The sequence below is a fragment of the Nocardioides cavernae genome (assembly GCF_013410035.1).
GTDB lineage: Bacteria > Actinomycetota > Actinomycetes > Propionibacteriales > Nocardioidaceae > Nocardioides > Nocardioides cavernae_A.
This window is the reverse complement of sequence record NZ_JACCBW010000001.1, coordinates 286205-301194: the sequence shown is the minus strand read 5'-3', so window position 1 is coordinate 301194 and position 14990 is coordinate 286205. Positions and strand designations below refer to the sequence as shown.

Annotated in this window: 13 protein-coding genes and 1 tRNA gene; 8 read left to right on the top strand and 6 right to left on the bottom strand. The window is 72.2% G+C overall.

Annotation, left to right across the window (positions count from 1 at the left end; translation table 11 throughout):
- The first annotated feature begins 8 nt into the window (after positions 1-8).
- Positions 9-85 (top strand) — tRNA-Arg (locus tag F4692_RS01395).
- 225 nt (positions 86-310) lie between these two features.
- Here the strand turns inward: F4692_RS01395 and F4692_RS01390 are convergent.
- Positions 311-1711 (bottom strand): dicarboxylate/amino acid:cation symporter, encoded by a 1401-nt coding sequence (locus tag F4692_RS01390; protein WP_179617860.1) that lies wholly within the window; start codon positions 1709-1711, stop codon positions 311-313.
- Between the two features lie 290 nt (positions 1712-2001).
- Between F4692_RS01390 and F4692_RS01385 the strand changes: the two genes are divergently transcribed.
- Together F4692_RS01385 and F4692_RS01380 are read left to right on the top strand one after the other, a co-directional pair.
- Positions 2002-2496, top strand: coding sequence for a hypothetical protein (locus F4692_RS01385; RefSeq protein ID WP_179617859.1), 495 nt, complete (start codon positions 2002-2004; stop codon positions 2494-2496).
- On the top strand, positions 2481-2684 hold the full coding sequence (locus tag F4692_RS01380) for a hypothetical protein (RefSeq protein WP_179617858.1): 204 nt from the start codon (positions 2481-2483) through the stop codon (positions 2682-2684). Before F4692_RS01385 ends, F4692_RS01380 begins: the two co-directional genes overlap by 16 nt.
- Before the next feature lie 2 nt (positions 2685-2686).
- Here the strand turns inward: F4692_RS01380 and rlmC are convergent, their stop codons facing one another.
- Positions 2687-3793, bottom strand: a complete 1107-nt coding sequence (gene rlmC / locus F4692_RS01375) for a 23S rRNA (uracil(747)-C(5))-methyltransferase RlmC (RefSeq protein ID WP_179617857.1) — start codon at positions 3791-3793, stop codon at positions 2687-2689.
- Position 3794: 1 nt separating this feature from the next.
- On the bottom strand, positions 3795-5216 hold the full coding sequence (locus F4692_RS01370; protein ID WP_308645103.1) for an aminopeptidase P family protein: 1422 nt from the start codon (positions 5214-5216) through the stop codon (positions 3795-3797).
- Positions 5217-5323: 107 nt separating this feature from the next.
- On the opposite strand from F4692_RS01370, the gene F4692_RS01365 reads away from it, so the two are divergent.
- The 5 genes from F4692_RS01365 (at position 5324) to ettA (ending at position 12344) form a co-directional block, all read left to right on the top strand.
- Positions 5324-6442 carry a PrsW family intramembrane metalloprotease gene (locus F4692_RS01365; RefSeq protein ID WP_179617856.1) on the top strand — a complete coding sequence of 373 codons (1119 nt, stop codon included), beginning with the start codon at positions 5324-5326 and terminating at the stop codon, positions 6440-6442.
- Positions 6443-6462: 20 nt separating this feature from the next.
- The gene (locus F4692_RS01360; RefSeq protein WP_308645102.1) at positions 6463-8265 is read left to right on the top strand and encodes a dynamin family protein; all 1803 of its coding nucleotides are present in this window, start codon (positions 6463-6465) and stop codon (positions 8263-8265) included.
- 42 nt (positions 8266-8307) lie between these two features.
- Positions 8308-9963 (top strand): YfjP family GTPase, encoded by a 1656-nt coding sequence (locus F4692_RS01355; RefSeq protein ID WP_179617855.1) that lies wholly within the window; start codon positions 8308-8310, stop codon positions 9961-9963.
- A 194-nt stretch (positions 9964-10157) separates the two neighbouring features.
- On the top strand, positions 10158-10607 hold the full coding sequence (locus F4692_RS01350; RefSeq protein ID WP_179617854.1) for a single-stranded DNA-binding protein: 450 nt from the start codon (positions 10158-10160) through the stop codon (positions 10605-10607).
- Between the two features lie 54 nt (positions 10608-10661).
- Entirely contained in the window at positions 10662-12344 is a 1683-nt protein-coding gene (gene ettA, locus F4692_RS01345) for an energy-dependent translational throttle protein EttA (protein ID WP_179617853.1), read from the top strand.
- A 156-nt stretch (positions 12345-12500) separates the two neighbouring features.
- Here ettA and F4692_RS01340 read toward each other — a convergent pair whose 3' ends face one another.
- From F4692_RS01340 to F4692_RS21680, 3 genes are read right to left on the bottom strand one after another with little or no spacing between them, the layout of a single operon-like run.
- Positions 12501-12992: a MarR family winged helix-turn-helix transcriptional regulator gene (locus F4692_RS01340; RefSeq protein ID WP_179617852.1), complete on the bottom strand. Its 492-nt coding sequence runs from the start codon at positions 12990-12992 to the stop codon at positions 12501-12503.
- 35 nt (positions 12993-13027) lie between these two features.
- The gene (locus F4692_RS01335) at positions 13028-14242 is read right to left on the bottom strand and encodes an acetyl-CoA C-acetyltransferase (RefSeq protein ID WP_179617851.1); all 1215 of its coding nucleotides are present in this window, start codon (positions 14240-14242) and stop codon (positions 13028-13030) included.
- A gap of 59 nt (positions 14243-14301) precedes the next feature.
- Positions 14302-14898 carry a TetR/AcrR family transcriptional regulator gene (locus tag F4692_RS21680; protein WP_179617850.1) on the bottom strand — a complete coding sequence of 199 codons (597 nt, stop codon included), beginning with the start codon at positions 14896-14898 and terminating at the stop codon, positions 14302-14304.
- Positions 14899-14990: the final 92 nt, after the last annotated feature.

Sequence of the window (14990 nt, the reverse complement as noted above, 5' to 3'; positions counted from 1 at the left end):
ATGACTGAGCCCCCGTAGCTCAGCTGGACAGAGCGAGTCACTTCTAATGACTGGGCCGCGGGTTCGAATCCTGCCGGGGGCGCCACCACTCGCGTGCCACGACGCACGACGAGGGCGGCCCGCCCCCGCGAGCCGCCCTCGTACCCCAGTTCCCCGTGGATCGACACCGATGGTGCTCCGCCGACGCCGGCCGTGCACCACGCGGACGATCAGATTTCGCCGTGGCTTCGGGCGAAGTCGGGCACGTTCGATGCAGGTTCGCCCTGAGGTCCAGACCGCAGGACCCCAGGGTGAACCTTCGTCCAATGTCTCAGGCGGAGGCCGTCGCCGGCTGTCCTGCGACGTCCGCGTCCGACTCCCGCCAAGCGTTGCGACCTCCGCGCGGGGCGTCGTACACGTCCTGGTCGAGGATGCCCTCGCGCTTGGCCACGATGGTCGGGACCAGCGCCTGGCCGGTGACGTTGACCGCCGTACGGCCCATGTCGAGGATCGGGTCGATGGCCAGGAGCAGCCCGACGCCCTCCAGGGGCAGGCCCAGGGTCGACAGGGTCAGCGTGAGCATCACTGTCGCGCCGGTCACGCCGGCGGTCGCGGCGGAGCCGATCACCGAGACGAACGCGATCAGCAGGTAGTCCGTGACCGACAGGTCGAGCCCGAAGAACTGCGCGACGAAGATCGCCGAGATCGCGGGGTAGATCGATGCGCAGCCGTCCATCTTGGTGGTCGCGCCGAGCGGCACCGCGAAGGAGGAGTACGCCCGGGGCACGCCGAGGTTGCGCTCGGTCACCGACTCGGTGAGCGGCATGGTGCCGATCGAGGACCGGGACACGAAGGCCAGCGAGATCGCCGGCCACGCACCGGTGAAGAACTGCCGCACGGAGAGGCCGTTGAGGCGCAGGATCGTCGGGTAGACGACGGCGATCACGAGGGCGAGGCCGACGTAGATGGCGACGGTGAACATGCCCAGCGAGCCGAGGGCGTCCCAGCCATAGCTGGCGACGGCGTTGCCGAGCAGCCCGATCGTGGCGATCGGGGCGAGCAGGATGATCCACCACAGGACCTTCTGCACGACAGCGAGCGCGGACCGCACGAAGGCGAGGAACGGCTCGGCGGCCTCGCCGACCTTCAGCGTCGCGATCCCCACGGCGATCGAGACGACCAGGATCTGCAGCACGTTGAACGAGAAGCCCACGGAGCCGTCGCCGTTGTCGTAGCCCTCGAGGCCGAGGACGTTCGCGGGCACGAGCCCGGTGAGGAAGTCGAGCCACGAGCCCGTCGTGCCCGGCGCCGACGCCGCGTCCGACGAGACGCTGGTGTGGTCGCCGGGCTGGAGCACCAGGCCGAGCACGATGCCGATGACGACCGCGACGAGGGCCGTGATCGCGAACCACATGAGGGTCTTCCACGCCAGCCGCGCCGCACCGGTCACGTCGCGCAGGTTGGCGATCGAGGCGACGATCGCGAGGAACACCAGCGGAGGCACCACCGCGCGCAGCAGCGTCACGAAGGTGCCGCCGATCGTCGACAGCGTCTCGGTGAGCCAGTTGGGGTCGACCTCGCCGCTCGCGGCGTCCACGCCGTCCGCACCCATGCTGCGGGCGACGAGTCCGAGGACGACACCGAGGACCAGGCCGATCAGGACCTGGACGCCGAACGAGGGGAGCGTGAAGCGGCGGGTGGGCCGCTGTCGCTCCTGAATAAAAGTATTCATACTGAAAAGATAACCTTTCGCGACGCCGCCCCGCGGTCGCGGGGTGCCGGCGGGGTGGACGCAGTGGTGGCGCCTGCGTGGAGGCAGACGTGGTCAGGCGACGGCACGGGAGAGGCGACACAGCGCGCTCTGGGTACGCGCGAGGTCCACGGCACGACGCTGCGTCAGCAGCTCACCCACGGACGTGGGGACGGTCGTCGGGGCACGCACGTCCGGCACAACCCGCGGCTCGTCCGGGGGATTCCGTGGTTCGGGTCACAGGTGGGAGGCCGTGGCCTACTGCTCGCTCCGTGACTCGACTCGCCACGCGGATCCTCGCCGTCCTCCTGCCCGCAGCCGCGATCGTCCCGGCCTCCGCCCACGCCGCCAGCCTCACGGTCGAGGACGTCGTCGGGGACGCGAGGGCCATCAACATGGGCGCCGTCTTCGGCGAGCTGGTCGAGGGCCAGCCGACGGAGGGTCCCTTCCTCCTGGACGCACCCGCGGAGACCGGGTCGGACGTCGTGCGGACCACCATCGACCACGCGAGGAAGCGGCTCACCGTGACCGTGCAGCTCCGCGACCTCGTCGCCCCCCAGGAGACCTCGGTCGACTTCCGCATCCTCACGGCGAAGGGCCGTTACGACCTCTCGGTCGCCTCGTTCGGCGGGGAGGTCTCCGCCGAGCTCTACCCCGGTCGCGGGACCTCGGCCGTCTTCGCCGACGAGGTCACGGTCACCTCCGGTTCCGGGACGAAGCCGTGCCGCACCGTGCGGGCCCGCTACGACGGGTGGCCGACACCGTGACGGCCTCGGCGCCCACGGCCTGCCTCGGATCCCCGGAGTGGGTGCAGGTCGCAGCCGGTGTCAGCCGCACGACGTTCACCCCGCTGCCCGACGGCTCGGTCAACGTCGCCGGCTTCGTCGACGACGCCTTCCGTGGAGGCGTGAGCATGAAGAGCGTGGGGCGCAGCCCCAAGGTCCGTCGCGGCTGACCTCACCGCGACAGCAGCACCAGCACCTCGTAGTGGCTGGTGTGCGGGAACATGTCCAGCACGCGGGCCTCGACGGGTCGCAGGGACGGCATCGTCGCCAGGTCGCGGGCCAGGGACTCGGCGTTGCACGACGAGTAGACGACGTGCGGCACGCCCGACGACTCGAGCCAGCCGGCGAGGTCGGCGCCGATCCCGCGCCGGGGCGGGTTGACGACGACCAGGTCGGGCGCGGACTCCTGGCGCAGCGCCCATGCGGTCGCGTCCTCCGCCACGAAGGTGGCGCCGGCGACCTCCGAGGAGGCTGCGGAGCGGATCGCCTCGTCGGACACCTCGACCCCCACGACCTCGCGGCCCGCACCGGCGAGGTGCAGCGCGAAGCCGCCCACGCCGCAGTAGAGGTCCCAGACCGTCCGCACGCCCGGCAGCACGTCGACCCACGCGCGCGCCTGGTCGTACAACGCCTCGGCGATCGGGGTGTTGGTCTGGAAGAACGAGCGCGGACCGAGCCGGAGCGTCACACCGGTCGCGAGCCTCATCGGCATCGTCGCCTCCGGGGTGAGCACGACCTCGCGCTCGCCCTCGAGGACCGCCTTGTGCTCGGGCTGGACGTTGATCGTCACGACCCGCAGGCCGGGCACCGCGTCGCGCAGTGACGACAGCCGCGAGCGTACGCGCGCCTCGAGCGCCGTCGACCGCATCACGAGGCGGAGCATGAGCTCGCCGTCCGGCGACTCGGTCAGCAGGACGTGCTTGAGCTCACCGCGACGGGTCGCGACGTCGTACGGCACCAGGCCGGCGTCGCCGACCCACGCGCCGATCCGGTCGAGCGCCGCCGTGACCCCGGAGGAGTGCAGCCCGCAGTCGCGCAGGTCGACCCCGGCGAGCTCACGGTCGAGGATGCCGAGCGTCGGTGACCCGACGGTCCCGCCGACGACCATCTTGGCCTTGTTGCGGAACCCGGCCTCGGCGCCGGCGACCGTCGGCAACCACACCGGCGAGTCGACCAGCGACCGCGCGTGCGCCTCCTTGTCGGAGAGCTGGCGGGCCCGGGGGACCTCCAGCAGGGTGCAGGAGCGGCAGCGTTGCGCGTCGTAGTGGTGGCACTCCACCTCAGCGCAGCCGGCCCATCCACTCCTCGACGTCGCTCGACGTGCGGGGGAGCGAGGCGGAGAGGTTCCGGTTGCCGTCGGCGGTGACGAGGATGTCGTCCTCGATCCGGATGCCGATGCCGCGCAGCTCCTCGGGGACGAGCAGGTCGTCCTCCTGGAAGTAGAGACCCGGCTCGACGGTGAGCACCATGCCCTCGGCGAGCTCGCCCTTGGGATAGATGTCGGCGGACGCGCGGCCGCAGTCGTGGACGTCCATGCCGAGCATGTGCGAGGTGCCGTGCAGGGTCCAGCGGGCGTAGACCTTGGATTCCGGGTCGAGGGCCTCCTGCGCCGACACGGGCAGCAGGCCCATGTCGTCGAGGCCGTGGGCGAGGACCTCCATCGCCGCGTGGTGGGCCGCGAGGAACGGCACCCCGGGGCGTACGGCGTCGATGCCGGCCTGCTGCGCCTTCAGGACCAGGTCGTAGAGGTCGCGCTGGACCGGCGTGAACCGCCCGTCGACCGGCAGGGTGCGGGTCACGTCGGCGGTGTAGAGGTTGTGGCCCTCCACGCCCATGTCCAGCAGGACCAGCTTGCCCGGCTCGATCCGGCCGGTGTTGTCGATCCAGTGCAGCGTCGTGGCGTGCGAGCCCCCGGCGCAGATCGAGTCGTAGCCGATGTCGTTGCCCATCGCACGGGCACGCCTGAAGAACGTGCCCTCGATCCAGCGCTCGCCGAACTCGAGCACGCGGTCCCAGTCGCGCACCGAGTCCTCGAACCCGAGCGCGGTGACGTCGCACGCCTCCTGCAGCTCGCCGATCTCCCACGCGTCCTTGACCAGGCGCAGCTCGTCGGCGACGCGGGCGAGGTCCTCGTCGGTGGTCAGGTCGCGGGTCTTGCGGTCGTCGTCGAACGACGGCAGGTCCTTGACGTGGCGCACCTCGATGCCGAGGGAGTCGGAGATCTCCTGCGCCGACGGGCGGCGGCCCGCCCACAGCTCGCCGTACTGGCGGTCGCGGAAGAACTCGTCGGTGTCGCGCTCGGACCGCGGGCGGGCGTACAGGACCGACTCCCCGTCCTCGATCACCAGCACCGCGTCGGAGGTCTGGTTGCCGGAGAAGTAGGTGTGGGCGGTGTCGGGCCGGAACCGGTAGTCGGTGTCGTTGGCGCGCACCTTGTAGGTGCCGGCCGGCAGGACGAGACGGTCGTCGGGGAAGGCCGCGGCCAGCGTGGAGCGGCGGGCCGCGGCGAGGTCGGCGACCGGGTGGCGCGGCACGTCGAGCTCACGGTCTCCCCAGCCGGTGCGCATGAAGGCGGCGTACGCCGCGGGCACGGCCGGGTCGTGCGACTCGGTCCTCGGCTCGTCGGACGCGGCAGGTCCAGCGGTCCCGGCGGTGCTCTCGGTGACGTTCTCAGCAGGGTTCTCGGCAGTGGGCTCGCTCACGCCGCCACTGTACGACGCGCGTGCGGGCGCGACCGAGGCCCTCGGCGCCCCTCCGAGGGGGTGCGGCGGAGCAGTGACGCTCGTCGCTGCTCCGTTAGGGTCGGACCATGCACCGGGGACGTCGCGACAGTGTCGCCTTCACCGTCGTGGTGGGCATCCTGGTCCTCCTCGGCGCCCTGGCGATGGCCCTCGTCGTCGCGCTGTCCGGTGCGCCCGGCTCCCTCGCGCTCGCGGCCCTGCTGGCCGCCGTTCCGGTGGGCCCGCTCGTCGGCTGCTTCATGTGGCTCGACCGCTACGAGCCGGAGCCGCGCAACCTGCTGGTCGCCGGTCTGCTGTGGGGCGCGTTCGTCGCGACCGCGGCCGCCCTGGTGTTCCAGGGCATCGGCGTCGCCGGCGGGGCGAGCGAGCGCGACAGCCTCGCCGTCGTCGCCCCCCTGACGGAGGAGGCGACCAAGGGCGCGTTCCTCATGCTGCTCCTGTGGTGGCGGCGCCACGAGCTCGACGGCGTGCTCGACGGCATCGTGTACGCCGGGATGGTCGGCATCGGCTTCGCCTACACCGAGAACATCCTCTACCTCGCTGCTGCCTACGACGGCACCGACGGGCTCGGCCCCGGTGGCACCACCGCACTGACCGGCACCTTCATCCTGCGGTGCCTCATCAGCCCCTTCGCCCACCCGTTCTTCACGGCCTTCATCGGCATCGGCGTCGGCCTGGCGATCGCGTCGCGGCACCTCTGGGTGCGGGTCCTCGCTCCCCTCGCCGGCTTCGCGGTCGCGGCGTTCCTGCACGGCCTGTGGAACTCCTCGACGCTGTCCGGCACGGGTCACTTCTTCGTCGTCTACGGCACGCTGATGTTCCCCGCCTTCGTCGGGGTCGTCGCGTTCGCCGTCTACCGCCGCCGCTCCGAGCGCCCGCTGCTCACCCAGGCCCTGCAGGACGCCGCCGACCGCGGGCTGCTGCCGGCCACCGACATCCCGTGGCTCATCGACCTCCGCGCGCGGAGGCACGCACGCCGGTGGGCCCGCCAGCAGGGCGGCACCCAGGCCGAGCGCGGGATGCGCGCCTACCAGGCGGCCGCGATCGAGCTGGGCTACCTCCACCACCGCTACCTCCGCGGCACCGCGCCGAGCGACTTCTCGGTGCGCGGCCAGGAGCACGTCGAGGAGCTCCGCCGGATCCGCCCCTACATCTCCTTCCCCGGACAGGTGGTGCCCACGCGATGAACGACCACGACGAGCCCGCCGTGACCGACGACCAGGGGGCGCCGGCGGCGGCCGGGCGGCGTGCGGGTGACACCACGACCGCGATGGTGACCGCCCTCGTACGCCTGCGCGGAGCGCTGCAGGAGGCACGGCTGCCGCTCGAGCTCCCCGGCGCCGACGACCAGCGAACGGCCCGCGCCGAGATGGTCGACCAGCTCGAGGACTACGTCATCCCGCGGCTGATGACCCTGGACGCACCGCTGCTCGCGGTCGTCGGCGGGTCGACCGGCGCCGGCAAGTCGACGCTCGTCAACTCGCTCGTCGGCACCCGCGTGACGATCCCGGGCGTGCTGAGGCCCACCACCCGGTCGCCCGTGCTGGTGCACAACCCGGCCGACGCGCAGTGGTTCGGCCAGGACCGCCTGCTGCCCGAGCTCGAACGGGTCGACCGCCAGACCAACGACCCCGCCGCCCTCCAGCTGGTGCCGTCCCCGGTGATGGAGCCCGGCCTCGCCGTCCTCGACGCGCCCGACATCGACTCGGTCGAGGAGCAGAACCGGCTCCTCGCCGCGCAGCTGCTCGCCGCCGCCGACCTGTGGCTCTTCGTGACCTCCGCGGCCCGGTACGCCGACCAGGTGCCGTGGGACTTCCTCCGCAAGGCCGCGGAGCGGTCGGCGGCCGTCGCGATCGTGCTGGACCGCACGCCGCCCGAGGCCGTCGACACGATCTCCACCCACCTGGCCCGGATGCTCGCGAGCCGCGGCCTCAAGGACTCGCCGCTCTTCGTCGTCGAGGAGGGTGAGGTCTCCGACATGGGGCTGCTGCCCGCCTCGTCGATCATCGAGATCCGCCAGTGGCTCAGCGCGCTCGCGCAGGACCAGGAGGCCCGCAGCGCGGTCGTCCAGCAGACCCTGGACGGCGCCATCCGCACCCTCGGCCGGCGTACGCACACCGTCGCGGACGCCGCGACCGAGCAGGTCGACGCCGTGCGCCGGCTCCGTGAGGACGCCAACGACGCCTACGACCGCGCCGTGACCGCGGTCGGCGAGGCGTCCGCCGACGGCACCCTCCTGCGCGGCGAGGTGCTCGCCCGGTGGCAGGAGTTCGTCGGCACCGGCGAGCTGCTGCGCACCCTGGAGACCCGCGTCGGGTGGATCCGCGACCGCGTCGTCAACGCCGTGAAGGGCAAGCCGCAGCAGGCCGAGCGCGTGACCGTCGCCGTCGAGTCCGGGCTCGAGACCCTGATCCTGGAGCACGCCGAGGCCGCCGCCGAGCGCGCCGAGGCGTCGTGGCGCAGCACCGCCGCGGGCCAGGTCCTGCTGCGCGACGCGGGGGAGGACCTCGGTCGCGCGTCGCGGGACTTCCGTCGCCGCGCCGAGCGGGCCGTGCGCGACTGGCAGTCCGACGTGCTGGAGATGGTCCGCTCCGAGGGGGCCGACAAGCGCTCGACCGCACGCTTCCTCGCGTTCGGGGTCAACGGCCTGGCGGTGGCGCTGATGGTCGTCGTCTTCGCCCACACCGGCGGCATGCTCGTGGGCGCGGAGGCGGGGATCGCCGGAGGCTCGGCGGTCCTCGGGCAGAAGCTCCTCGAGGCCGTCTTCGGCGACCAGGCCGTACGCTCCCTCGCCGAGCGCGCACGCCGCCAGCTCGAGGCCTCGATGAGCGACCTCCTCGACGCCGAGCGACGCCGCTACACCGACCTGCTCGACAGCCTCGAGATCTCGCCCGAGGCGCCGGAGCGGCTGCGTGCGGCGGCCCGCAAGGTCGACGACCTGCGCTACGCCGCGACCCAGGCGCATCCGGAGGAGGCCCGGGTGTCGGAGGATGGCGACTCCGCCCCCTAGGCTGGTGGCGCAGGTGGAGCCAACCGGGACCGTGAGGGAGTCATGACGTCGTTGCTCGAAGGGGCCAAGAAGCTGGTCACCAGGAGCTCTGACGTCGGTGCCCGCGTCGACGGCCTCGAACGTGCCGCCGAGGGCGCGCGCGGACGCGTCGACGACGCCGTGGTCGACGAGGCCGCCGCCGTCGCGGCGCGCGCGTCGAGCCGGCTCAAGCTGTCCGCGGACCACACGGTCGTGGCCCTCGCCGGTGCGACCGGCTCGGGGAAGTCCTCCACCTTCAACGCGCTGAGCGGGATCGAGCTCGCCGCGGTCGGCGTACGCCGTCCCACCACGTCGTGGGCGACCGCGTGCGTGTGGGGCAAGCAGGGCGCGGAGGAGCTGCTGGAGTGGCTCGGCATCCCGGCCCGCCACCAGGTCACCCGCGACTCGATGCTGTCCAAGGCCGACGAGGACGTCGAGCTGCGCGGCGTCGTGCTGCTCGACCTGCCCGACCACGACTCCACCGAGGTCTCCCACCACCTCGAGGTCGAGCGGCTCGTCCAGCTCGCCGACATGCTCGTGTGGGTCCTCGACCCCCAGAAGTACGCCGACGCCGCGATCCACGACCGCTTCCTCAAGCCGCTCGCGGGCCACCGCGACGTCATGCTCGTCGTGCTCAACCACATCGACACGGTCCCCGAGGACCGGCGGGTGAGCATGGTCGAGGACGTCCGCCGGCTGCTCGACGCCGACGGCCTCGCCGGTGTGCCCGTGGTCCCCGTCAGCGCCCGCCACGGCTGGGGCGTGGACGAGCTGCGCGGGATGATCGCCGCCCGGGTCGCGGAGAAGAAGTCGACCCGGTCCCGGCTCGAGGCCGACGTGCGCACGGCTGCGCAGCGCCTCGAGGAGGCCGTCGGGAGCGGCAAGGTCCCGACGCTGTCGAAGGAGCGGGTCGCCGCCCTCGACGACGCGTTCGCCGACGCCGCGGGTGTGCCGACCGTCGTGAAGGCCGTCAGCGACTCGACCCGGATGCGCGCCAACCGCGCGACCGGCTGGCCGGTCACCGCCTGGTTCTCCCGGCTGAAGCCCGACCCGCTGAAGCGGCTGCACCTCGACCTCGGCGCCGCGGGCAAGCAGCTCACCGGCACCGCACGGACGTCGGTCCCGAAGGCCACGGGCGTCCAACGTGCCCGGGTCGACACCGAGGTGCGTGCGCTCGCCGACCAGGTCGGAGAGGGGATGGCCCCCTCGTGGGCGTCCGCCGTGCGCGCGGCCTCCGTCTCGCGGCTCCCCGACCTCGGCGACCGGCTCGACCGTGCGGTCGCCGACACCGACCTCGGCGCCGCGCGCATCCCCGCCTGGGCCGGTGCGGTCCGCGTCCTGCAGTACGTCCTCATCCTCTCCGCCCTCGTCGGGGCCGGCTGGCTGGCGCTGCTGGCCGTCGGCTCGTACGCCCGCCTGCCCGAGCCGCCCACGCCGGAGGTCGGCGGTTTCGCGCTGCCGACCCTGCTGCTGGTCGGGGGGATCCTGCTGGGGCTGCTCCTGGCCCTCGTCTGCCGGTGGCTGGTCGCGGCGACCGCACGCAAGCGTGCCCGCGCCGCCGACAGGAGGCTGCGCGACGCGATCTCCGAGGTCTCCGGCGAGCTCGTCGTCGCGCCGATCCAGGCCGAGCTCGCGTCGTACGCCGCGGTCCGCGACGGCCTCACCACCGCGCTGCGCTGACCCCGTCGCCCGTCGCCCGCCGCCCGTCGTGCAGGGACGCGTCGCGACCGTTCCTGGCCGCAGAGCGTCCACAGGACGCTGTCCCAGGTCGTTCTCCACAGCATCGGCGCGGGTCCCGCGACGGGTGTCGGTCCGGCTGCGGAGCCTTGGGTCATCGCGGCGGACCCACCGCCGCCGGACCCGAGGAGACACCGATGTACGACACCCAGATCACGCTGACCGGATGGGTCGGCGGAGACGTCACGCTCCGCGAGGTCGCGGAGGGGCGCGCCGTCGCGACGTTCCGGGTCGCCTGCACGCCGACCCACCTGCGCGGCGGGGAGTGGGTCAAGGGCACCACCTCGTGGCACACCGTCAAGGCGTGGAACCGGCTCGGCCGCCACGTCGCGGCGTCGGTGCGCAGCGGCGACCCGGTGGTCGTGCACGGTCGCCTCGTGGCCGACCTGTGGGAGCGTGACGGCAGGCCGCAGACGTCCTTCGAGGTCGTCGCGACCTCCGTCGGGCACGACCTGACCCACGGCACGACCAGCTTCGCGAGGCCGGTCCACGAGCAGGTCGCCGAGCCGGTCGCCGAGCCGGTCGCCGAGGCCTCCGTCGAGCCCGTCGCGCAGGCGCCGCAGACCGCCGAGCCGCAGGCGGCCTAGGACGGCCCGGGTGCGATTGTCCGCCTCGGCCGGCTTCCCCGTAGGCTCGCCCGCATGGCTGAGTACGTCTTCACGCTGCGCAACGTGCGCAAGGCCCACGGTGACAAGGTCGTCCTCGACAACGTCACCCTCTCGTTCCTCCACGGAGCCAAGATCGGCGTCGTCGGACCCAACGGCACGGGCAAGTCCTCGCTCCTCAAGATCATGGCGCAGCTCGACCACGCCAACAACGGCGACGCGATCCTCGACCCCGAGGCGACCGTCGGGATGCTCCAGCAGGAGCCGCCGCTGAGCGAGGGCAAGACGGTGCTCGAGAACGTCGAGGAGGCCGTCGGCGACCTCAAGGCGAAGATGAAGCGCCTCGAGGACGCCTACATGGAGATGGGCGAGCCCGACGCCGACCAGGACGCCCTGATGCAGGAGACCGGCGACCTCCAGACCGAGCTCGACAACGCGAACGCCTGGGACCTCGACAGCCGTCTCGACCAGGCCATGGACGCGCTGCGGTGCCCGCCGCCGGACGTGCTGGTCGACAACCTCTCGGGTGGCGAGCGACGCCGCGTGGCGCTCTGCAAGCTGCTGCTGCAGCAGCCCGACCTGCTGCTCCTCGACGAGCCGACCAACCACCTCGACGCCGAGTCCGTGCAGTGGCTCGAGGGCCACCTCGCGTCCTACCCCGGCGCCGTCCTCGCCGTCACCCACGACCGCTACTTCCTCGACAACGTCGCGCAGTGGATCCTCGAGCTCGACCGCGGCAAGGCGCACCCCTACGAGGGCAACTACACGACCTACCTCGAGACCAAGAAGGAGCGCCTCAAGATCGAGGGCCAGAAGGACGCCAAGCGCGCCAAGGTCCTCGAGCGCGAGCTCGAGTGGGTCCGCTCCAACGCCAAGGCCCGCCAGACCAAGAGCAAGTCGCGTCTCGCGCGCTACGAGGAGATGGCGGCCGAGGCCGACCGGATGCGCAAGATCGACACCTCCGAGATCAACATCCCGGCCGGTCCGCGCCTCGGTGACGTGGTGCTGGAGGCCGACGACCTCGGCAAGGGCTTCGAGGGGCGCACGCTGATGCACGACGTGTCCTTCAAGCTGCCGCGCGCCGGCATCGTCGGCGTCATCGGCCCCAACGGCGTCGGCAAGACCACGCTCTTCCGGATGATCACCGGCCAGGAGGAGCCCGACGAGGGCGACCTCAAGGTCGGCCAGACGGTCAAGATCTCCTACGTCGACCAGAGCCGCGGCGGCATCGACCCCAACAAGAACGTGTGGGAGGTCGTCTCCGACGGGCTCGACTTCATCAAGGTCGCCAACTTCGAGATGAACTCGCGCGCCTACGTCGCCTCCTTCGGCTTCAAGGGCCCCGACCAGCAGAAGAAGGCCGGCGTCCTCTCCGGCGGTGAGCGCAACCGGCTGAACCTGGCGCTGACGCTCAAGATGGGTGGCAACATGCTGCTCCTCGACGAGCCCACCAACGATCTGGACGTCGAGACCCTCTCCTCGCTCGAGGACGCGCTGCTCGACTTCCCGGGTTGTGCCGTGGTCACGTCCCACGACCGGTGGTTCCTCGACCGCGTCGCGACCCACATCCTGGCGTGGGAGGGCGACGACACGGACCCCGCGAAGTGGTTCTGGTTCGAGGGCAACTACGCGGCGTACGAGGAGAACAAGGTCGAGCGCCTGGGCATCGAGGCCGCCCGCCCGCACCGCGTCACGCACCGCCGCCTGACCCGCGACTGACGTGACGTGCAGCCGCCCGCGAGGAACCCGCGGGCGGCAGGGTCCCGGCCAGGTCGAGCGAGGCCGCGAGCCGTGCACCCGAGTTCCGTGCTTCGCACCCGGGATCTGGGGTGCCGAGCAGGGGAGTCACCGGACATCCGGTGACTCCAGGGGCCGTTACTGCCGGATCTCCGACTCCGGGTGCCGGGTGACGAGGTGGTCGGCGACCCGGTCGAAGACCCGCCCGAGGGCGGCGAAGTCCTCGGCCGGAACGAGGTCGACGATGTTGCGCCGCACGCTCTCGACGTGGCACGGGGCGGCGCGTACGAGGAGGTCGTAGCCCTTCTCGGTCATCGTCGCCACGACGCCGCGCCCGTCCTCCGGCGTCGTGCCGCGGGTGACGTAGCCGACCGCCTCCATGCGGGCGATCGTGTGGGTCACGCGGCTGCGGGAGTGCGCCATGGCGTCGGCGAGCTGTGCCATCCGCATCGCGCGCCCGGGACGCTCGGAGAGCCGGACGAGCACCTCGTACTCGGTCAGCGACATGGAGAACTCACGCCGCAGGTCGTCGTCGAGGCGTTCCTCCAGCAGGGTCATGCCCATCATCAGGGCGCGCCACGAGCGCTGCTGGTCGTCGTCGAGCCAGCGCGGCTCACCCGTCGTGGTCATGGCGGCAGCCTAGTGCGGATGGACGCCGGAACCCGTCAGGCGGTGCGCTCCAGGATCATGGCCATGCCCTGGCCCCCGCCGACGCACATCGTGATCAGGCCGGTGGTCTTGTCGTGCCAGTCGAGGCTGTTGAGCATGGTGTTCTGCAGTCGGGCGCCCGTCATGCCGAAGGGGTGCCCGACGGCGATGGCACCGCCGTTGACGTTGAGGCGGTCGAGGTCGATGCCGAGGTCCTGGTAGGACGGGACGACCTGCGCGGCGAAGGCCTCGTTGATCTCGACGAGGTCGATGTCGTCGATGGTCATCCCGGCGTGCTTCAGCGCGTTGCGCGTGGCCTCGACCGGGCCGAGGCCCATGATCTCGGGCGAGAGCCCGGAGACGCCCGTGGAGACGATGCGGGCCAGCGGGGTCAGCCCGAGCTCGGAGGCCTTGGTGTCGGACATGACCACGACCGCGGCGGCGCCGTCGTTGAGGGCGCAGCAGTTGCCGGCGGTGACCACGCCGTCGGGGCGGAAGACGGGGTCGAGGCCCGCGATGGCGTCGTACGTCACGCCGGCGCGCGGGCCGTCGTCAGCGGTGACGACCGTGCCGTCGGGGGTGGTGACGGGCGTGATCTCGCGCGCCCAGAAGCCGTCGGCGATGGCCTTCTCGGCCAGGTTCTGCGACCGCACGGCGAACTCGTCGAGCTCCGTGCGGTCGAGGCCGCGCAGCCGGGCGACGTTCTCCGCGGTCTGGCCCATCGCGATGTAGATGTCGGGCAGCAGGCCGTCCTCGCGCGGGTCGTGCCAGTCCTGGCCGCCCTTGGCCATCTCGTCGGTGCGGGCGCCCGCGTCGGCGAACAGCGGGTTGCGCGTGTCGGGGATGTGGTCGGAGGTGCCCTTGGCGAACCGGGAGACGGTCTCGACGCCCGCCGAGACGAAGATGTCGCCCTCGCCGGCCTTGATCGCGTGGAAGGCCATCCGGGTGGTCTGCACCGACGAGGAGCAGTAGCGGGTGACGGTCGCGCCGGGCACCTCGAGGCCGAGCAGGGTGGTCACCACGCGGGCCATGTTGTTGCCCGACTCGCCCCCGGGCAGGCCGCAGCCGAGGAGCAGGTCCTCGATCGTGTGCGGGTCGAGGCCGGGGATCTTGTCGAGGGCGGCCTGCACGGCGAGCGCGGTGAGGTCGTCGGGACGGAAGTCCTTGAGCGAGCCCTTGTTGGCACGCCCGATCGGGGTACGCGCTGCGGAAACGATCACTGCCTCGGGCATGGAGAACTCCGGTTACTCGTCGGTCAGGCTGTCTCCCGGCACCCTAGCGCCGGGCCGGATCAGGAGACCGGGGGGTCGGCGCCGATGCCGGCGAGCAGCAGCTCGACGCTCTCGGCCACGAACGTACGGCGTCGCCGGGGCGGCTGCAGGAGCGAGGCGAGGAGCACCCCGTCGAGTGCCGCCACGAGCGTCTCGGCGGAGCCCTCGCCGTCCTTGCCCGCCTCGACGAGCACCCCGCGGACCATGCCCACGAGGTCGTCACGCCACCGGGTGAAGCGGTCGGCCAGGCCGGGGTCGCGGGTGGCGGCGACCGTGAGCTCGAGCCGCGCGGCGAGCAGGTCGGGCTGCTCCAGCCACCGCGAGAACAGGCGCGACACCTCGGCGACCGCGCGCTCGTGGTCACCCGGGCACGAGGTGAGCCGGCTGCCCAGCGCCTCCACGTCGAGGGCGAGCCGCGCCGCGACGAAGTCGCCCAGCGCACCGAGGAGGGCGTCGCGGGTGCGGAAGTACGCCGACGAGCTCCCCTCCGGGATGCCGGCCGCGCGATCGACGGCGCGGTGCGTCAGGCCGCGGTTCCCCTGCTGGGCGAGCACCGTCGTGGCCGCGGTGAGGATCTCGCGGCGACGCGGGGAGAGGTCGTCGTTGCGGGGGCTCACGGCCCTCCCTCCGTCGGTGATCGAGGTCACGCGAGGGCCGACTTGCCCTACAGGCGTAGAAGAGTAGTCTTCTACATACGTAGAAACTACAT